General features: G+C 40.9%; 14 protein-coding genes and 1 tRNA gene. 13 read left to right on the forward strand and 2 right to left on the reverse strand.

The window, feature by feature from the left end; translation table 11 throughout:
* Positions 1-4: 4 nt before the first annotated feature.
* From ALW18_12810 to ALW18_12870, 13 genes are all read left to right on the forward strand, one after another.
* Positions 5-352, forward strand: coding sequence for an S-adenosyl-methyltransferase (locus ALW18_12810; GenBank protein ID AOE53325.1), 348 nt, complete (start codon positions 5-7; stop codon positions 350-352).
* Positions 343-2343 (forward strand): penicillin-binding protein, encoded by a 2001-nt coding sequence (locus ALW18_12815; GenBank protein ID AOE53326.1) that lies wholly within the window; start codon positions 343-345, stop codon positions 2341-2343. Before ALW18_12810 ends, ALW18_12815 begins: the two co-directional genes overlap by 10 nt.
* Positions 2340-3803 carry a UDP-N-acetylmuramoylalanyl-D-glutamate--2,6-diaminopimelate ligase gene (locus tag ALW18_12820; GenBank protein ID AOE53327.1) on the forward strand — a complete coding sequence of 488 codons (1464 nt, stop codon included), beginning with the start codon at positions 2340-2342 and terminating at the stop codon, positions 3801-3803. The genes ALW18_12815 and ALW18_12820 overlap by 4 nt, the downstream gene beginning before the upstream one ends.
* 9 nt (positions 3804-3812) lie before the next feature.
* Complete coding sequence (locus tag ALW18_12825) at positions 3813-5042, forward strand: phospho-N-acetylmuramoyl-pentapeptide-transferase (GenBank protein ID AOE53328.1); 1230 nt, start codon at positions 3813-3815, stop codon at positions 5040-5042.
* A gap of 3 nt (positions 5043-5045) precedes the next feature.
* Complete coding sequence (locus ALW18_12830; protein ID AOE53329.1) at positions 5046-6377, forward strand: UDP-N-acetylmuramoylalanine--D-glutamate ligase; 1332 nt, start codon at positions 5046-5048, stop codon at positions 6375-6377.
* A 109-nt stretch (positions 6378-6486) separates the two neighbouring features.
* Complete coding sequence (locus ALW18_12835) at positions 6487-7821, forward strand: cell division protein FtsW (GenBank protein ID AOE53330.1); 1335 nt, start codon at positions 6487-6489, stop codon at positions 7819-7821.
* 94 nt (positions 7822-7915) lie between these two features.
* The gene (locus ALW18_12840) at positions 7916-9010 is read left to right on the forward strand and encodes a UDP-diphospho-muramoylpentapeptide beta-N-acetylglucosaminyltransferase (GenBank protein ID AOE53331.1); all 1095 of its coding nucleotides are present in this window, start codon (positions 7916-7918) and stop codon (positions 9008-9010) included.
* A 90-nt stretch (positions 9011-9100) separates the two neighbouring features.
* A complete protein-coding gene (locus ALW18_12845; GenBank protein ID AOE53332.1) occupies positions 9101-10450 on the forward strand; it encodes a UDP-N-acetylmuramate--alanine ligase in 1350 nt (449 codons plus the stop codon).
* Positions 10437-11159, forward strand: coding sequence for a cell division protein FtsQ (locus ALW18_12850; protein AOE53333.1), 723 nt, complete (start codon positions 10437-10439; stop codon positions 11157-11159). Before ALW18_12845 ends, ALW18_12850 begins: the two co-directional genes overlap by 14 nt.
* 5 nt (positions 11160-11164) lie before the next feature.
* Complete coding sequence (locus ALW18_12855; GenBank protein AOE53334.1) at positions 11165-12571, forward strand: cell division protein FtsA; 1407 nt, start codon at positions 11165-11167, stop codon at positions 12569-12571.
* A 12-nt stretch (positions 12572-12583) separates the two neighbouring features.
* Positions 12584-14578, forward strand: a complete 1995-nt coding sequence (locus tag ALW18_12860) for a cell division protein FtsZ (GenBank protein AOE53335.1) — start codon at positions 12584-12586, stop codon at positions 14576-14578.
* Positions 14579-14664: 86 nt separating this feature from the next.
* A complete protein-coding gene (locus ALW18_12865) occupies positions 14665-15114 on the forward strand; it encodes a glutamyl-tRNA amidotransferase (protein ID AOE53336.1) in 450 nt (149 codons plus the stop codon).
* Between the two features lie 81 nt (positions 15115-15195).
* Positions 15196-15272 (forward strand) — tRNA-Arg (locus ALW18_12870).
* Between the two features lie 354 nt (positions 15273-15626).
* On the opposite strand, the gene ALW18_12875 is transcribed toward ALW18_12870, so the two are convergent.
* The gene (locus tag ALW18_12875; protein ID AOE53337.1) at positions 15627-16166 is read right to left on the reverse strand and encodes a hypothetical protein; all 540 of its coding nucleotides are present in this window, start codon (positions 16164-16166) and stop codon (positions 15627-15629) included.
* Positions 16167-16181: 15 nt separating this feature from the next.
* The gene (locus ALW18_12880) at positions 16182-17228 is read right to left on the reverse strand and encodes a hypothetical protein (protein ID AOE53338.1); all 1047 of its coding nucleotides are present in this window, start codon (positions 17226-17228) and stop codon (positions 16182-16184) included.
* Positions 17229-17251 lie beyond the last annotated feature (23 nt).

Raw genomic sequence — 17251 nt, forward strand, 5'->3', positions numbered from 1 at the left:
GAGTATGAAAGGCGGGGTTATTAATTTATTGAAAGCAAAATATCTTGTAGACCAAGGGTCTATGAAGAACTGGCGCTTTATAATATTCCTTGTTCTTGTGTGTATTGTTATGATTGCGAACTCTCATAATTACGAGCAAAAAATTTTCAGGATAAGCGCAATGGAGACGGAAGTGAAAGAACTTCGATCGGAATTTGTAGATATGCGCTCAGAGCTTATGGAGCTGAAGATGGAATCTACGGTATCGCGTAAAATGGAGGAGAGGCAAATTTTTCCTTCGTCGGTACCGCCAACAAAGATCAAAGTGGTAAAGGAAGAGAAAAAAGGATTCTTTGAAAAATTATGGCAGTAGATAACGATAAAAAAATATCGAAAAGGATGTACCTGGTAGCCGCCGCAATTTTTGTGATGGCTCTTCTGGTTACTATCAAGCTTGCCAATATTCAGTGGGTAGAGGGTGATTATTACCGTCAGCTGGCTAAAGAGCGTACGGTTAAGAATTTCACCATTCCTGCGAACAGGGGTAATGTGTATTCTGCCGATGGCAGCCTTCTGGCGACATCTATTCCTAATTATAAGATACGCTTTGATGCTATGGCACCAAACGCTAAAGATTTTAATAAATATTTGGAGCCGCTCGCCGATTCGCTGTCAAAAATGTTCGGAAAGCCATCTGAAGATTACTACAGTGAGCTTAAGAGGGCGAGGGCAAAAAAGAACAGGTATCTTTTGGTAGCAAGGGATTTAAGCTTTACCGAGTACATGCGTATAAAAAGTTTTCCGCTTTTTAACCTGGGCGCTTTTAAAGGTGGAGTTATAACAGAGCAGAGAACGATCCGTGAGCATCCGATAGGTAAAATTGCAAAAAGGACTATTGGTTATGATGAACTTGACTATGCAGGAAATAATAAAAAGATTGGTATAGAAGGGGCTTTTGCCAGATACCTTAATGGTAAAGATGGCAAGCGAATGATGCAGAAGATAGCTAAAAACCAATGGAAGCCAATTAGTGATAATAATGAAGTAGAGCCCGTTGACGGTCTTGATATAGTGTCTACCATAGATGTTTATATTCAGGATATTGCCCACCATGCGTTGCTTAAGCAATTGGAGCACTACGAGGCTGACCACGGTTGTGTAGTGGTTATGGAAACCAAAACAGGTTACATAAAAGCAATATCTAACCTGGGGCGTGCCACAGACGGTTCTTATTATGAAACGATAAACTATGCTGTAGGAGAGTCTCAGGAGCCGGGATCTACATTTAAGCTTGCTGGGCTTATTGCTTTGCTTGAAGATAAAAAAGTAGATACCAGCAAGGTTTACGACTGTAAAGGTGGCGATATAATTATTCACAAGCGCCATGTGCGTGACTCTAAAAAAGGCGGGTACGGAAAAGTATCGCTGGCGAGAGGATTCGAGTTGTCATCTAACACAGTGCTTGTTCAGGCGGTGTATGAAAATTATAAAGATGAGCCACAGGCTTTTGTAGACAGACTTAACAGTTTCGGACTTAATAACAAGCTGGGTATCTCTATAATAGGCGAAGGCAAACCAAGTATACCACAGCCGCAGGATAAGTCGTGGTCAAGAGTGTCGCTTCCATGGATGGGCTTTGGTTACGGAGTACACTTGACACCATTGCAGACACTTACATTTTATAATGCGGTAGCAAATAACGGCGAAATGGTAAAGCCCTTGTTTGTTCAGGAGATTAAAGAGTGGGACAGGACAATTAAAAAGTTCGATAAAGAAGTTATCAATCCTAAGATATGTTCTCAGGAGACTATAAATAAAGTTAAGGCTGTAATGAAGAATGTGGTTAAAAAAGGTACAGGTTCAAAGCTGTATTCACCTAATTTTTCAATGGCAGGAAAAACAGGTACTGCACAGGTTAACTATGGTGGAGGTAAAGGAGATGAGATGTATTACTCATCATCGTTTGCAGGTTACTTCCCGGCAGAAAACCCACAGTACTCATGTATCGTAGTGGTGCATAAGCCAAGCCGAAGCAAAGGTATTTATGGTGCAGATGTATCGGGGCCGGTTTTTAAAAGAATCGCCCAAAAAATATATACCGATGTTCCTTCTACCAACAAGGTGAAGAAACTAAACGGAAAGATTAAAGAGCAGGAGCAGTTATATGCTTCATATTATGATAAAGAGGCAAAAGCTAAAGATGTAATACCAAACATAGTTGGTATGAGTGGTATGGATGCCGTGGCTCTGCTTGGTAACATGGGGCTTAAAGTACAGGTAATAGGCGTTGGTAAAGTAAAAAAACAATCGCTGAAACCGGGAGAAACAGTTAGTAAAAATCAAACCATAACACTGGAATTATAGTGATTTTAAGGGATATTTTATACAGGGCATCTATTGAGGCGGTGAAAGGCGCCACAGATATTGATGTGAACAAAATTGAGTTTGATTCGCGCCTGGTTAAAGAAGGTGACGTGTTTGTGGCTATCCGCGGTACGATTAGCGATGGACACAGCTTTATTGATAAGGCCGTAAGCCTTGGCGCAGCAGCAATTGTTTGCGAAGAAATGCCCGAAGAAACTGTTGAAGGCATCACTTATATTCAGGCTAAAAGTGCAAGTGCGGCATTAGCACACATGGCGGCTAACTATTACGGTAACCCGTCGCACAATGTAAAGCTTGTAGGTATAACTGGTACTAACGGTAAAACTACTATAGCATCATTGCTATATCAGTTGTTTAAAAATGCAGGATACAAAACAGGGCTGTTAAGCACTGTAAAAATAATGGTAGACAATACGGAGTATAAAGCTACGCATACAACGCCCGATTCGCTTACTATAAATAAGTATTTAAAAGAGATGGAAGAAGTGGGTTGTGAGTATTGCTTCATGGAAGTAAGCTCTCACGGTATCCACCAGAACAGGACAGCAGGCCTTGAGTTTGCGGGTGGTGTATTTACCAATCTGTCTCATGATCACCTGGATTATCACAGCTCTTTTGCGGAATACAGGGATGTAAAGAAAAGGTTCTTTGACGAATTGCCAAAAGGTTCTTTCGGACTTGTTAATGTTGACGACAAGAACGGACTTATAATGCTTCAGAATACAAAAGCTAAAAAGCTTACGTATGCACTGAAAACGTATGCCGACTATAAAGCAAATATACTGGAAAACCAGTTGTCGGGACTACTGCTTAAAATAAACGAGCAGGAAGTATGGGTTAAGCTTATAGGAACTTTCAATGCGTATAACCTGCTTGCTATTTATGCTACGGCGGTTAACCTGGGCCTTGAAAATGTAGAGGTATTGCGACTTATGAGTGAGTTGGAAAGTGTTTCAGGAAGGTTTCAGTTTATAGTGTCTGAAAGTAAGGTAACTGCTATTGTAGATTATGCACATACACCCGATGCATTAGAGAATGTGCTTAGCACTATTGAAAATATTCGCACGCGTAACGAACAGCTTATTACGGTTGTAGGTTGTGGTGGCGACAGGGATAAAACAAAACGCCCGATTATGGCGCACATCGCATCAAACATGAGTGATAAAGCCATTTTTACTTCAGACAATCCGCGTAGCGAAGTGCCTGAAGATATTATTGAAGACATGGAAAAAGGCGTAGAGCCTCAGAATTATAAAAAAACAATTGCGGTGGTAGACAGAAAACAGGCTATAAAGATTGCCTGTCAGCTTGCAAGGCCAAACGACATTATACTCATAGCCGGAAAAGGGCATGAGACCTACCAGGAAATCAAAGGGGAGCGTTTTCACTTTGATGACATGGAAACAGTAAAAGAGATTTTAGAGCAACTAAACAAATAGCGGGAACATATGCTGTATTATTTATTCGAGTATTTAGACAAACAGTTAGATGTGCCGGGCACGGGGGTGTTTCAGTACATAACTTTCCGTTCCGGTTTGGCGATTATATTGTCGCTCCTAATCTCTACCGTATTTGGTAAAAAGATCATCAACTTCCTTAGGAAACAGCAGGTGGGTGAAACAGTTCGCGAGCTGGGCCTTGAAGGTCAGTCGCAGAAAGCAGGTACGCCAACAATGGGAGGGCTTATTATTATCATCTCAACCCTTATTCCTGTGATATTGCTTGCCAAGCTGGATAACATCTATGTAATGCTGCTTATCATCACCACATTATGGATGGGTACAATTGGTTTTATTGACGATTATATTAAAATATTTAAGAAAGATAAAGAAGGTCTTAAAGGTAAATTTAAAGTGGTAGGCCAGGTAGGGCTTGGATTGATAGTAGGGTATATACTTTACTTTCACCCGGCAGTAACGGTAAGGACTGATACCGGAAAGGTAAACATCTACAATCAGCAGAGTGTAAATGTTATCTCTCAGGGAGGTCAGGAAGAAAAATCGACAGCTACTACTATTCCGTTCTTTAAAAATAATGAGTTTGATTATGCCGAGCTGCTTTCATGGGCAGGCGATGGCTACAAAGATTATGCATGGCTGATATTTATACCGATTGTGATCTTTATTATCACTGCGGTATCTAATGGCGCCAACCTTACCGATGGTATAGACGGGCTCGCCGCGGGAACATCGGCAATTGCTGTACTCGCATTGGGCATCTTTGCATTTGTATCTGGTAATATTATTTTTTCAAATTACCTGAATATAATGTACATACCCAATTCGGGAGAAATGACGGTGTATATAACTGCGTTTGTGGGGTCGCTCATAGGTTTCCTCTGGTATAATACCTACCCCGCGACTGTGTTTATGGGAGATACGGGAAGTTTAACCATAGGTGGAATTATAGCAGTACTGGCAATAGCAGTTAGAAAAGAGTTACTGATACCTGTACTGTGCGGTATCTTCCTGGCAGAAAACCTTTCGGTAGTGCTTCAGGTAGGATACTTTAAATACACGAAGAAGAAATTTGGTGAGGGCAGAAGAATATTTTTAATGTCGCCTCTGCACCACCACTACCAGAAAAAGGGATATCACGAAAGTAAGATCGTTACCCGCTTCTGGATTGTAGCCATACTGTTAGCAATATTCTCACTGGTGTCCTTAAAACTAAGATAGATTATGAGACTAGTTATACTTGGTGGAGGGGAAAGCGGTGTTGGTACTGCTATCCTGGGAAAGAAAAAAGGTTATGATGTTTTTATCTCTGATTTCGGTAAAATAAAAAACAATTACAAAGAAGTTCTTGCACTTAATAAACTGGACTGGGAAGAGGAAAAGCATACAGAAGAATTAATTCTAAATGCAGATGTGGTAATGAAAAGCCCGGGAATACCTGATAAGTCGCCCATTGTAAAGGCGATTAGAGCAAAAGGGATTCCAGTAATATCAGAGATTGAGTTTGCATACCAGTTTTTAGATGTTGACACAATAGGCATTACCGGCAGCAACGGTAAAACCACCACGACAATGCTAACGCACCACCTGCTAAAACAGGGTTCGCTAAATGTTGGACTGGCGGGAAATATAGGTAAGAGCTTTGCCTGGCAGATTGCCGAAAATAAGCACGAGGGATATGTATTGGAGTTGAGCAGCTTTCAGCTGGACGGTATAGAAACATACAGGCCGCATATAGCAGTGATAACCAACATAAGCCCTGACCACCTGGATCGCTACGAGTACAAATATGAGTTGTATATAGCGGCAAAGTTCAGGATAACGATGAATCAGACAGAAGACGATTTTCTGATCTATGATGCAGATGATGAGATTATTTCAAAATGGCTGGAAAGCAACACGATTAAAGCACAAACCATTCCGTTCTCGCTGACTAAGGAGGTTGAAAACGGGATTTACGTAAAAGAAGACACTATTATCAGCAACATTAATAAAGACGAATTTACCATGCCTACCAACGAACTGTCACTAGAAGGAAAACACAATATCAAAAATGCAATGGCAGCAACAGCAGTTGCGCAATTAATGCGTATAAGGAAACAAACGATAAGAGAAAGTCTTTCTAATTTCCAGGGGGTAGAGCATCGTTTAGAGAATGTATTAAAAATACAGAACGTACAGTATATCAACGACAGTAAAGCAACTAACATAAACTCAACATTTTATGCTCTTGACAGCATGAAAACCCCAACCGTATGGATTGTTGGTGGTGTTGATAAGGGTAATGACTATAGTGAGCTGATGTCTTTAGTTAGAGAAAAAGTAAAAGCAATAGTGTGCCTGGGTGTTGATAACAGGAAAATAATGGATGCTTTTAGCAATGTGGTAGATGTGATGGTAGAAACATCAAGCATGGCAGAAGCTGTAAAAGTGGCACAAAAACTAGCTGAAAAAGGTGATACAGTATTGTTATCTCCGGCATGTGCAAGTTTTGATTTATTTGAAAATTACGAAGAACGCGGAAAGCAATTTAAAAACGCGGTTCAGAATTTATAATATATAAAATAGTCGCTCTGTCATTCTGAGCGAAGTGCAACGGAGTCGAAGAATCTCAAAATGAGATATCTCCCTATGGTCGAAATGACAAAAAAGAATATAAAAACAAATGAAAGAACTAATCAATAACCTGAAAGGAGACAAAGGCATATGGTCATTCGTGATGCTGCTTGCGCTTATCTCGTTCATGCCAGTTTTCAGCGCAAGCACAAACCTTGTGTATGTGATAGGTAAGGGGTCAACTATTGGTTACCTGGTTAAGCATTTGGTTCATATTTTCATTGGTTTCGGTCTTATTTATTTTGTGCATAAGGTGCCATATCATTATTACAAGGGGATATCGCAGATAGCCTTGCCAATTGTGGCACTGCTGCTTATTTATACTTTCCTTCAGGGTACGGTGATAGACGGTGCAAATGCCAGCCGTTGGATAAAAGTACCTTTTATTGGGGTAACCTTCCAGACATCGACACTGGCATCTATAGTGCTTATGGTATATGTAGCGCGCTACCTTGCCAAGATGGAAGACAAAGAAATTACATTTAAGGCATCGCTCTTGGAATTATGGCTTCCGGTATTTGCTATACTGGCACTAATATTACCGGCCAACTTCTCTACGGCAGCACTTATCTTTTCAATGATATGTATGCTTGTATTTGTAGGCAGGTATCCGTTACGCTATTTAGGAACTATCATCGCGGCAGGAATACTATTTCTTGCGTTGTTTGTTGGTTTTGCGAAAGCATTTCCGGATGCAATGCCAAACAGGGTAGATACCTGGATGAACCGTTTGGAACGATTTACATCGGATGAGCCTAACGAGGACGATTACCAGATTGAAAAAGCAAAAATTGCTATAGCATCGGGAATGGTATACGGGCTAGGTCCGGGTAAGAGTGTTCAGAAGAACTTCCTTCCGCAGTCATCTTCCGATTTTATCTTCGCCATTATTGTTGAAGAGTACGGACTGGCAGGTGGATTGGCTGTATTGACATTATACCTGATGTTGTTCTTTAGATTTCTCGTAACAGCACATAAGTCGAAATCGCTCTTTGGTAAATTACTGATCGTGGGACTTGGTTTCCCGATAATCTTCCAGGCACTTATTAATATGGGTGTGGCGGTAGAACTTCTTCCGGTAACGGGACAGACATTGCCGCTTATAAGTAGTGGCGGTAGTTCGGTTTGGATGACATGTATATCCATAGGTATCATTATCAGTGTTACGAAGAAAGAAGAAGAGATAGCGCAGGAAGCAGCAGAAAAAGAAGAACGCGAAGCAACATTGCAACGCATGATAGACGAGCATATACTTAGGGAACAACAGGAAGAGGAAGCGAAAGCACTGGCAGAAACCGAAGGCGAAGTGCAATCTTCACAACCTGCGGCCTTCTCAATAGAAGACAGGTCGAAGAATCCGATGAGTGCAGTGTTTGGAAAGTAGATATTAGTGGACTGTCCGATGTCGGAAGTCCGAAGTTTATAAGCAGGGAGCTGAACTTTGCAGCTTAGCTACTCTGCTACTTTGAAACTATAAGATGGAAAAAAAGAAATTCATATTAAGCGGTGGCGGTACAGGCGGGCACATTTACCCGGCCATTGCTATTGCTAATGAATTAAAAGAAAGATTTCCTGATAGCGAGATACTGTTTGTAGGTGCCAGCGACAAGATGGAGATGCAAAAAGTACCTCAGGCAGGATATAAGATCATTGGTTTGTGGATTGCAGGTATACAAAGAAAGCTAACGCTTGACAATGCAATGTTTCCACTAAAGCTAATGAGCAGCATTTTAAAATCGAGAAAGATTATAAAAGAGTTTAAGCCAGATGTGGTAATAGGTACAGGTGGTTTTGCCAGCGGGCCTTTGCTACGGGCAGCCGGAGGAATGGGGGTTCCGACGGTTATCCAGGAGCAGAATTCGTTTCCCGGGAAAACCAATAAGTGGCTGGCTCAAAAGGCAAAAAAAATATGTGTTGCCTATGATAACCTTGAACGATTTTTTCCGGCGGAGAAAATAGTGTTTACAGGAAATCCGGTTCGCAGCGATATACTGGATGTAGAAGGTAACAGGGAAGAAGCTATAAAACGCTTTGAGCTGGATGCGGAAAAGAAAACATTACTGGTTTTAGGAGGCAGCCTTGGTTCTAGAAGAATTAACCAGTTGATAGCAAAAGAGGTTACGTGGCTTTTAGCACAGGGGGTACAGGTAATATGGCAGTGTGGTAAATTTTATTTTGAAGAGTACCAGCATTTCGGCGATAAAGAGAATGTAACGGTGCTTTCGTTCATAGACAGGATGGATTTGGTGTATGCTGCGGCAGATGTGGTAATATCACGTTCGGGGGCATCATCAGTGTCAGAACTTTGTCTTGTGGGTAAGCCGGTGTTGTTTATTCCTTCGCCAAATGTAGCTGAAGATCACCAGACTAAAAATGCACAGGCTATTGTAGATAAAGAAGGCGCATTGCTATTGAAAGAAGTGCAATTAGATACACAGTTTCAGCCCGTATTTTCTGATTTGATAACCAATCAGGAGAAGCAGCAAAAACTGGGTGCGAACATAAAGACGCTCGCAAAAGCAAATGCTACCAAAGATATAGTTGACGAAATTACAAAGTTACTGAGGGGCTAAGGTACTTAGGGAACAATAATAATATTAGAAGGAGCTTTTAGAAACCTATGATTCTAGGAAACTAAGCACCTAAGAAACTTGAAAAGAAGAATGGATTTAAACCAGATACATAACGTCTATTTTGTAGGTATTGGAGGCATTGGAATGAGTGCCCTTGCCCGCTATTTTAAATTTATAGGCAAGAATGTAGCCGGTTATGACAAAACACCAACGCAGCTTACAGATGAACTAAAGGCGGAGGGTATAGCGATCCATTTTGATGATAAGGTAGAGCTTATTGCGCTGCCGTTTCTGAATAAAGAAAATACGCTGGTGGTAATAACACCTGCGGTGCCTAAAAATCACCTGCAATGGAACTACTTCCTGCAAAACGGATTTGTAGTTAAAAAACGTGCGGAAGTATTGGGTATTATTACCAAAGACACCTACTGTTTTGCAGTGGCAGGTACACATGGTAAAACAACTACGTCGAGCATTTTGGGACACGTACTGTACGAAAGCGGACTTGATGTTACAGCCTTTTTGGGTGGTATTGTAGAAAACTACAATTCTAACCTTATTGGTAGCGGTAAAACAATAACGGTTGTTGAGGCAGATGAGTTTGATCGTTCGTTTCTTCACCTGCATCCGAATATTGCCTGCGTAACGTCTATGGATGCTGACCATTTGGATATTTATGGCGATACAGCTTCGATAGAGGCATCGTTCAGGGAGTTTGCAGATAAGGTAGAGGATAAAAGGAATTTGTTTGTTACCAACGGCCTTCCGTTAGAAGGGGTTACTGTAGGAGTAGGCGAGGGTGAGTTCTCTGCTGTAAACATCCGTATTGAAAACGGATGGTATGTATTTGACGTGGTTACACCTCATGAAACGATTACCGATCTAAAATTTGCATTACCGGGTCATCATAACCTTACCAATGCGCTTTTAGCATTCGCTATGGCAAAAACATACGGAGTTCCGTCTGACGATATAAGAAAGGCACTGGAGACCTTTAAAGGGGTTAAAAGAAGGTTTTCATACCAGATTAAAAAACAAGGGTTGGTGTACATAGATGATTATGCGCATCATCCAACAGAAATAAACGCGGTACACCAGGCGGTTACAGAGTTGTACCCTAATGAAAAAGTGTTGGCTGTGTTTCAGCCGCACCTTTTTAGCCGCACAAAAGATTTTGCCGATGGGTTTGCAAAAAGCCTGTCTGCTTTTGAGAACATAGTGTTGCTGGATATTTATCCGGCACGCGAACTGCCGATGGAAGGAATAACTTCTAAATGGCTGTTGGAAAAGATAGAGAACCCGAACAAAAAACTGGTTTCAAAAACCGATCTGCTTCCGTTTTTAAAGATGTCGGATGCTACGGTTATAATAACCATCGGAGCGGGTGATATTGGTGAGATGGTACCGGAAATTAAGAAGGTTTTAGATGAAAAAAACTAACTGGAATAACATAAGATTGGTGCTGATTTTCGGCGTCGTGATTTTCCTGTATTCTTTTACATCAAAACGTAATGAAAACAGGTTGCTAAAAGAGGCTGATATTGAATTTGCAGAGGCTGAGGACTTTATTACGCACGAGAAAGTTAATAACTTGTTGATACAAAATTTCGGGAGTATAAAAAGCATCCGAAAAGATAAATTAGATTTGAATAGCGTGGAAAAATCCCTTGACAAAAACCCAATGATTGACAAGGCAGAGGTTTACGCTACGGTAGATGGGAAATTGAAGGCGATAATTTCGCAACGAAAGCCTATTGCCAGAATTTTTCAGGGGAGCAATTCGTTTTATATAGATCAGAAAGGTAGTAAAATGCCCTTATCAGAAAGTTATACAGCAAGGGTGCCTCTGGTAACAGGCGAGGTAGATAGCATAGATAAGCAAAAGCTTAATAAACTGCTTAACTACATCAACGATGATGGCTTCCTTAAAAAGAATATTATAGGGCTGGAGGTTAAGTCTACGGGCAGCCTCAGGATGAAGACAAGAAACTATGGTTACGAGATTGTTTTTGGGAGTCCGGTAAACATAGAGAAAAAATTTAATAATTATAAGGCATTCCTCCAGGATGCGGTAAAAGATACACTGATAGATCAGTACAAAACAATAAATCTGAAATTTACACAACAGGTTGTGTGCACCAAAAAATAGGGGTTATGGAAAAAGACAGCATTGCAGTAGGTTTAGATATCGGGACAACGAAGATTGTCGCGATGATAGGCAGGAAAAATGAGTATGGAAAACTGGAGATACTAGGTGTTGGAAAATCCAAAAGCCTTGGTGTGGCCAGAGGTGTTGTTAATAACATTACACAGACGATACAGTCTATTCAGCAAGCTATAGTAGAAGCTGAAACGGATAGCGGATATAAAATAAACGATGTGGTGGTAGGTATTGCCGGCCAGCATATACGCAGTATTCAGCACAGTGACTATATCAGCAGGAATAATCCTGAAGAAGTGATAGGTGATGCGGATATTGATTTGCTTATTAACCAGGTGCACAAACTGGCAATGCTTCCGGGGGAAGAGATCATCCACGTATTGCCGCAGGAATTTAAAATTGACGGTCAGAACGAAATAAAAGAACCTATCGGTATGTATGGTGGCAGGCTGGAAAGCAGTTTCCATGTTGTTGTAGGTCAGGCATCATCCATCCGTAATGTAGGGCGATGCATAAAAAGTTCGGGCCTTGATCTTTCAGGTTTAACCTTAGAGCCTCTGGCTTCTGCAGATGCAGTATTAAGCCAGGAAGAAAAAGAAGCAGGTGTAGCACTTATCGATATAGGTGGTGGTACAACAGACCTTGCAATCTTTAAAGATGGTATCATTCGCCATACGGCAGTTATACCTTTTGGAGGTAATGTTATTACAGACGACATCAAAGAAGGATGTTCTATTATAGAAAAACAGGCAGAATTGCTTAAGGTGAAATTCGGATCTGCATGGCCGGGTGAAAATAAAGACAACGAGATTGTTTCTATTCCCGGATTACGCGGACGCGAGCCCAAAGAAATTTCGCTTAAAAACCTGTCTAAAATTATCCATGCCCGCGTGGTAGAGATTATCGAGCAGTTGTTTGCAGAGATCAAGGCTTACGGGCACGAAGATCCACGCAAGAAACTTATAGCCGGCATTGTATTAACAGGCGGCGGTGCTCAGTTAAAGCACATCAAACAACTGGTAGAATACATTACAGGTATGGACACCAGGATAGGCTACCCTAACGAGCACCTGGCAGGCAACTCTGACGAAGAGATATCAAGCCCGTTATATGCAACAGCAGTAGGACTTGTAATGAATAGCCTTCGCAACAACACCCAAAGCGCAACACCGCTGGTAGAATTGCAAAAACCGGTAGAACAGCCTGTATACAGGCAACCGGTAGTACAGGCAGTAGTTATTCCCGAACCTGTAGCAGAAGTGCACGAAGAGGAGCTGGAGACAGTAGCGGTACAACAACAGGTACGGAAAGTAGAAGAGTCTACAGAGAAAAGAGTAAAGAGGTCATTTTTTGACAAATACATTGACAAGATTAAAGATTTTTTAGATAACGCAGAATAAAACCCGATTGATATGATGAGCAACTCAGAATTTGGAAGCATTTCGTTTGATTTACCCAAAAATCAGTCAAACGTGATCAAGGTAATTGGTGTTGGTGGAGGCGGTAGCAACGCGATAAACCACATGTTTAAGCAGGGAATCAAAGGTGTTGATTTTATTGTGTGCAATACAGATTCACAGGCTTTGCAAAATAGCCCTGTGCCAAACAAAATACAGCTGGGTATCGGACTTACCGAAGGCCTTGGTGCAGGAGCAAACCCTGAAGTAGGACAACAGTCTGCTTTAGAGAGTATAGATGATATTGAGAAAATGCTGGATACCAATACCAAGATGATTTTCATCACGGCAGGTATGGGCGGTGGTACCGGTACCGGTGCGGCTCCTGTAATTGCACAGCTTGCCAAAGAAAGAGATATTCTTACGGTAGGTATTGTTACCATTCCTTTCCAGTTTGAAGGTAAGGTACGTTCTGAGCAGGCACTATCGGGTGTGGAAAGGCTTAGAAAACAAGTTGACTCTTTAATCGTTATCAACAATAATAAACTACGTGAAGTGTATGGTAACCTTGGCTTTAAAGCAGGGTTCTCTAAAGCGGATGAAGTGTTAGCAACTGCCTCAAGGGGTATTGCTGAAGTTATTACGCACCACTACACACAAAATATTGACCTTAAGGATGCCAAAACGGTACTATCTAACAGTGGTACTGCAATAATGGGATCGGCTATTGCGTCGGGCGATAACCGTGCTAAAGAAGCTATTGTTGAAGCTTTGGATTCTCCACTATTAAACGACAACAAGATTACAGGCGCTAAAAACGTATTGTTACTTGTTGTTTCGGGAACCAACGAGATCACTATTGATGAAATTGGTGAGATCAATGATCACATCCAGTCTGAAGCAGGTCATAATGCTAATATCATTATGGGTGTTGGTGAAGATGAGTCTCTTGGAGATGCAGTTGCTGTAACTATTATCGCTACGGGCTTTAATATAGAGCAGCAAAACGAAATTGTAAATACAGAGCCTAAAAAAATAATACATGCGCTTGAGGAAGGACAAAAACTTGTTCATAACCTTACGCACAACCCTATGGTTGCCTTTGATCTTTCTGCTCCTGCAGAACAGCCAAAAGCAGAAACCAAGCCTGAACCTGTTGTTGAAGAAAAGATCGTTTTTTCGCTTGAGGAGGAGGTAGAGGAAAAAAAGCCGATAGCTGAAGTGGTAGAAGCTGAGCTTCCTTCTTCAGAATACATCAATAACCTTGACGTGTTTTTTGAGATAGTAGCGCCGGAACCTGTTCGTGTGCAAGCACCGGCACCTGTTGTCGCAGCACCGGTAGCAGCAGCTACTGCGTATACTGAAATTAGAGACGTAAGGGAAATTGAGGTTTTTGAACCTGAGTTCGTTGTAGCAGCGAAAAAAGAAGAAGAACAATTTATGTTCTCTTTTGACCTGTCTACAGATAATGTGCGTAAAGAAGAGAAAATGTTCTTTAGCCTTAGCGACGAAACACGCGATATTAAAGTAGTTGAGCCTGTACAGGTAATACCGGTTACAGAGGTTAACGAATCTGGTATAGTGAGATATTCTCTTGAAGAGTATCTTGAAAAAGAGAATGAATTATTACAGTCTAAGCCCGCTGCAAAGGTTGAAGAGCCAATTGCACCTGAGCTTAACCTTACAATGAAAACTGCTCCTCAGCCGGAGACACCTAAGTTTACTCCTGCTAACGAGGAAGTTTCACCAATGGAAATGACAATCGAGGAAACACTTCGTTTAAGGGCTGAAGAAAGAAGAAGAAAGATGAAGGAGTTTAATCATAAATTCCACAACAGTTCTTCAAGGGTAGATGAATTTGAAAGAGAACCTGCTTACAAAAGAATGGGTATCGACCTTAACGATTCCCGTGTAGACAATAGCAAATCGCGCTTGTCTTTAGGAACAGATAGCAACGACGACTTACAGTTGCGTTCTAACAACTCGTTCCTGCATGACAATGTAGATTAACTAACCCAAATGTGAACCTTTGACCCGAAAATATTCTAGTATTTTCGGGTTATTTTTTTATCTTCGCATGCATAATAAATAATACTATGAGTTTACAAACCGATATCATGGAAGGCATCAAAACTGCCATGAAAGCTAAAGATACTGTTACACTTGAATCATTAAGAGCTGTCAAGTCGGCTTTATTGCTTGCGCAGACAGAGAATGGTGCAGCAGCAGAACTTTCTCAGGAAGACGAGATAAAACTACTTCAAAGGCTAGTAAAACAGCGTAAAGACAGCGCAAATATATATCTAGAGCAAGGTCGTCAGGATCTTGCAGATCCGGAACTTGAGCAGGCAGCAGTTATTGAAAAATTTCTTCCGGCACAGTTAACTGAAGAAGAAGTAGAAGCTGTAGTAAAGAAAATTATTGCTGACAATGGTTTTGCAGGAATGACAGACATGGGCAAAGTAATGGGTATTGCTTCTAAAGAGCTTGCCGGTAGTGCCGATGGTAAAACTATTTCGACAGTAGTGAAAAAATCATTATCATAAATTGATAGTTATATTGTTGGATTTTTTGACGCTTAGAAAGAGATCAAAAAATCCGATAATATAATAGTTTAAAATAAAACTGGCCTCATGGCTCAACTGGATAGAGCACTGGATTTCGGCTCCAGCGGTTGGGGGTTCGAATCCCTCTGAGGTCACGAATAAATAAAAAACCACGGTAAAAACGCAGAGCTCGCTCTAAGTGTTTTTATCGTGGTTTTTATTTCAAAGCGGAGCTTTGGGGATGGGCGTAGCCAATCCCTTCGGTGATTATATTCTTTAAAACGCAGAGCCCGCTCTAAGTGTTTTTATCGTGGTTTTTATTTTCAAAGCGGAGCTTTGGGGATGGGCGTAGCCAATTCCTCTGGTGATTATTCTTTAAAACGCAGAGCTTGCTCTAAGTGTTTTTACCGCGTTTTTGTTTTCAAAGCGTAGCTTTGGGAATAGACAGAGCAAGCTACGTTTATTGAAAAATATAAAGCAAGAAAAAGCCCTGTATTACAGGGCTTTTAAATTTATTCTTTTACAATTTTTTCCTGGAAGATATTTCCGTCGCTGGTATTGACCGTAAGAAGGTATATGCCTGAAGGATAATTTTCAAAATTTAATTGTAAAGCGTACTCATCGTTCGAATCTTTGGATAGAATAACTTTTCCGTCAAGTGTTGTTACTGTGACTTTAGAGATCTCCAGATTATTAACTGAAAGATTCAGGGTTGATATCACAGGATTAGGATAAGCTGTAAGTCCGAAATTATCAGCACTGTTTGTTGATTGCTTCTTCGATTTGGTACAAGGTCCTATTTCTGCAAGAAAAGTCGATCCGGATTTAATATACGAACCATCTTTAAGCTCTACAAGTTCGCCGGCTCTCAGCGTGCTGTCATATCCTCCGGGTACACCGTAATTTGATGCCGTTACTACCGTTACAGATGCCTGATGAACAACTGGTGAGCCGGTTTCAAATGTTAAAAGATTGACGTTAGCTGCACATGCCTGGGCGTGCAGGTTAACAGCACCGAGAATGAAGGTTATTGCAATTAATAATTTTCTCATAATACTGTTGTTTTATTATTTTTTAGCCGAGAAGTTCATAAACATCTCTTTCAATTCTCTAATCTCTTCAGCTTGTTTTTCATTTACCTTATTCTGTTCGATAATGTATAATGTAAGCTCTTCGATTTTTTCCTGTTGAATTTTTGCTATTTCACCAAGAGAGATTCCGTTTTCTTCTACTTCTTTGGCAGATGGAACATTTATAAGGTGTCCTTTGTCTGTAATATGCTGCTCTAATTCTTTAAGCGTTGGTAGCTTATAATTGTCTTCGAATACATAATCTGCCCAGGTTGTAGCTACACGGATTTCTTCTGCAAGAATACCTCCCTGAACAAAAAATTTATAGTTTGATACATCCACAGACCCAGCTGTAGTTGGGAAGTTATTAACTGCGATACCTACTTTTCCGGTAGCAAAGTCGCCTTTCAGAAGTGGTGCAGGCATCCATAAATCATAATCTTCTATTATAAGGGTGTTATCTGTAACCTCGCCAAATCCTGCATGGTTGCCTAAGAAGATGTTTCCAGATCCTTTAGACTGCCATCCTGAATCAATACCTATAAAAATATTAGAGTCGCCAATCGATTCTTCTCCTGCAAGTGCACCGATAAATGTGTTTTTTTCGCTATTGCCGTTAAAGTCTCCTGCATGTGCACCAATAAAAGTATTCATTTGCCCGGTTGTAACCCCAGTACCGGCATTAGCTCCTACAAATGTGTTAATTCCTCCTGTTGTATTACTTCCTCCTGAAGTAGCTCCTAAAAATGTATTACCCTGTCCGGTGGTATTTTTCAGTCCTGTATTTGCACCTGCAAACGTATTGTAATTACCATCAGTATTTGCAGGTCCTGAGTTGTGGCCTATGAAAGTGTTTTTTGTACTGTACGTTGCGCCTGATTTACCTGCCTGATAACCGAAATACGTGTTCTCAACGTAAGCACCGCTGCTAATACCGGCATTTAGCCCGCCGCTTGTACCCTGAACAGTAGCCTGATTTAATAATTGTGCATTTGCACTTAAGAAACTAAGGCCTAAAAAGCCTGCATAAATAAATTTTTTCATGTTAAATAAAAATTAAATTGGTT

The organism is Flavobacterium psychrophilum, assembly GCA_001708385.1.
In the GTDB taxonomy this organism is placed as follows: Bacteria; Bacteroidota; Bacteroidia; order Flavobacteriales; family Flavobacteriaceae; genus Flavobacterium; species Flavobacterium psychrophilum_A.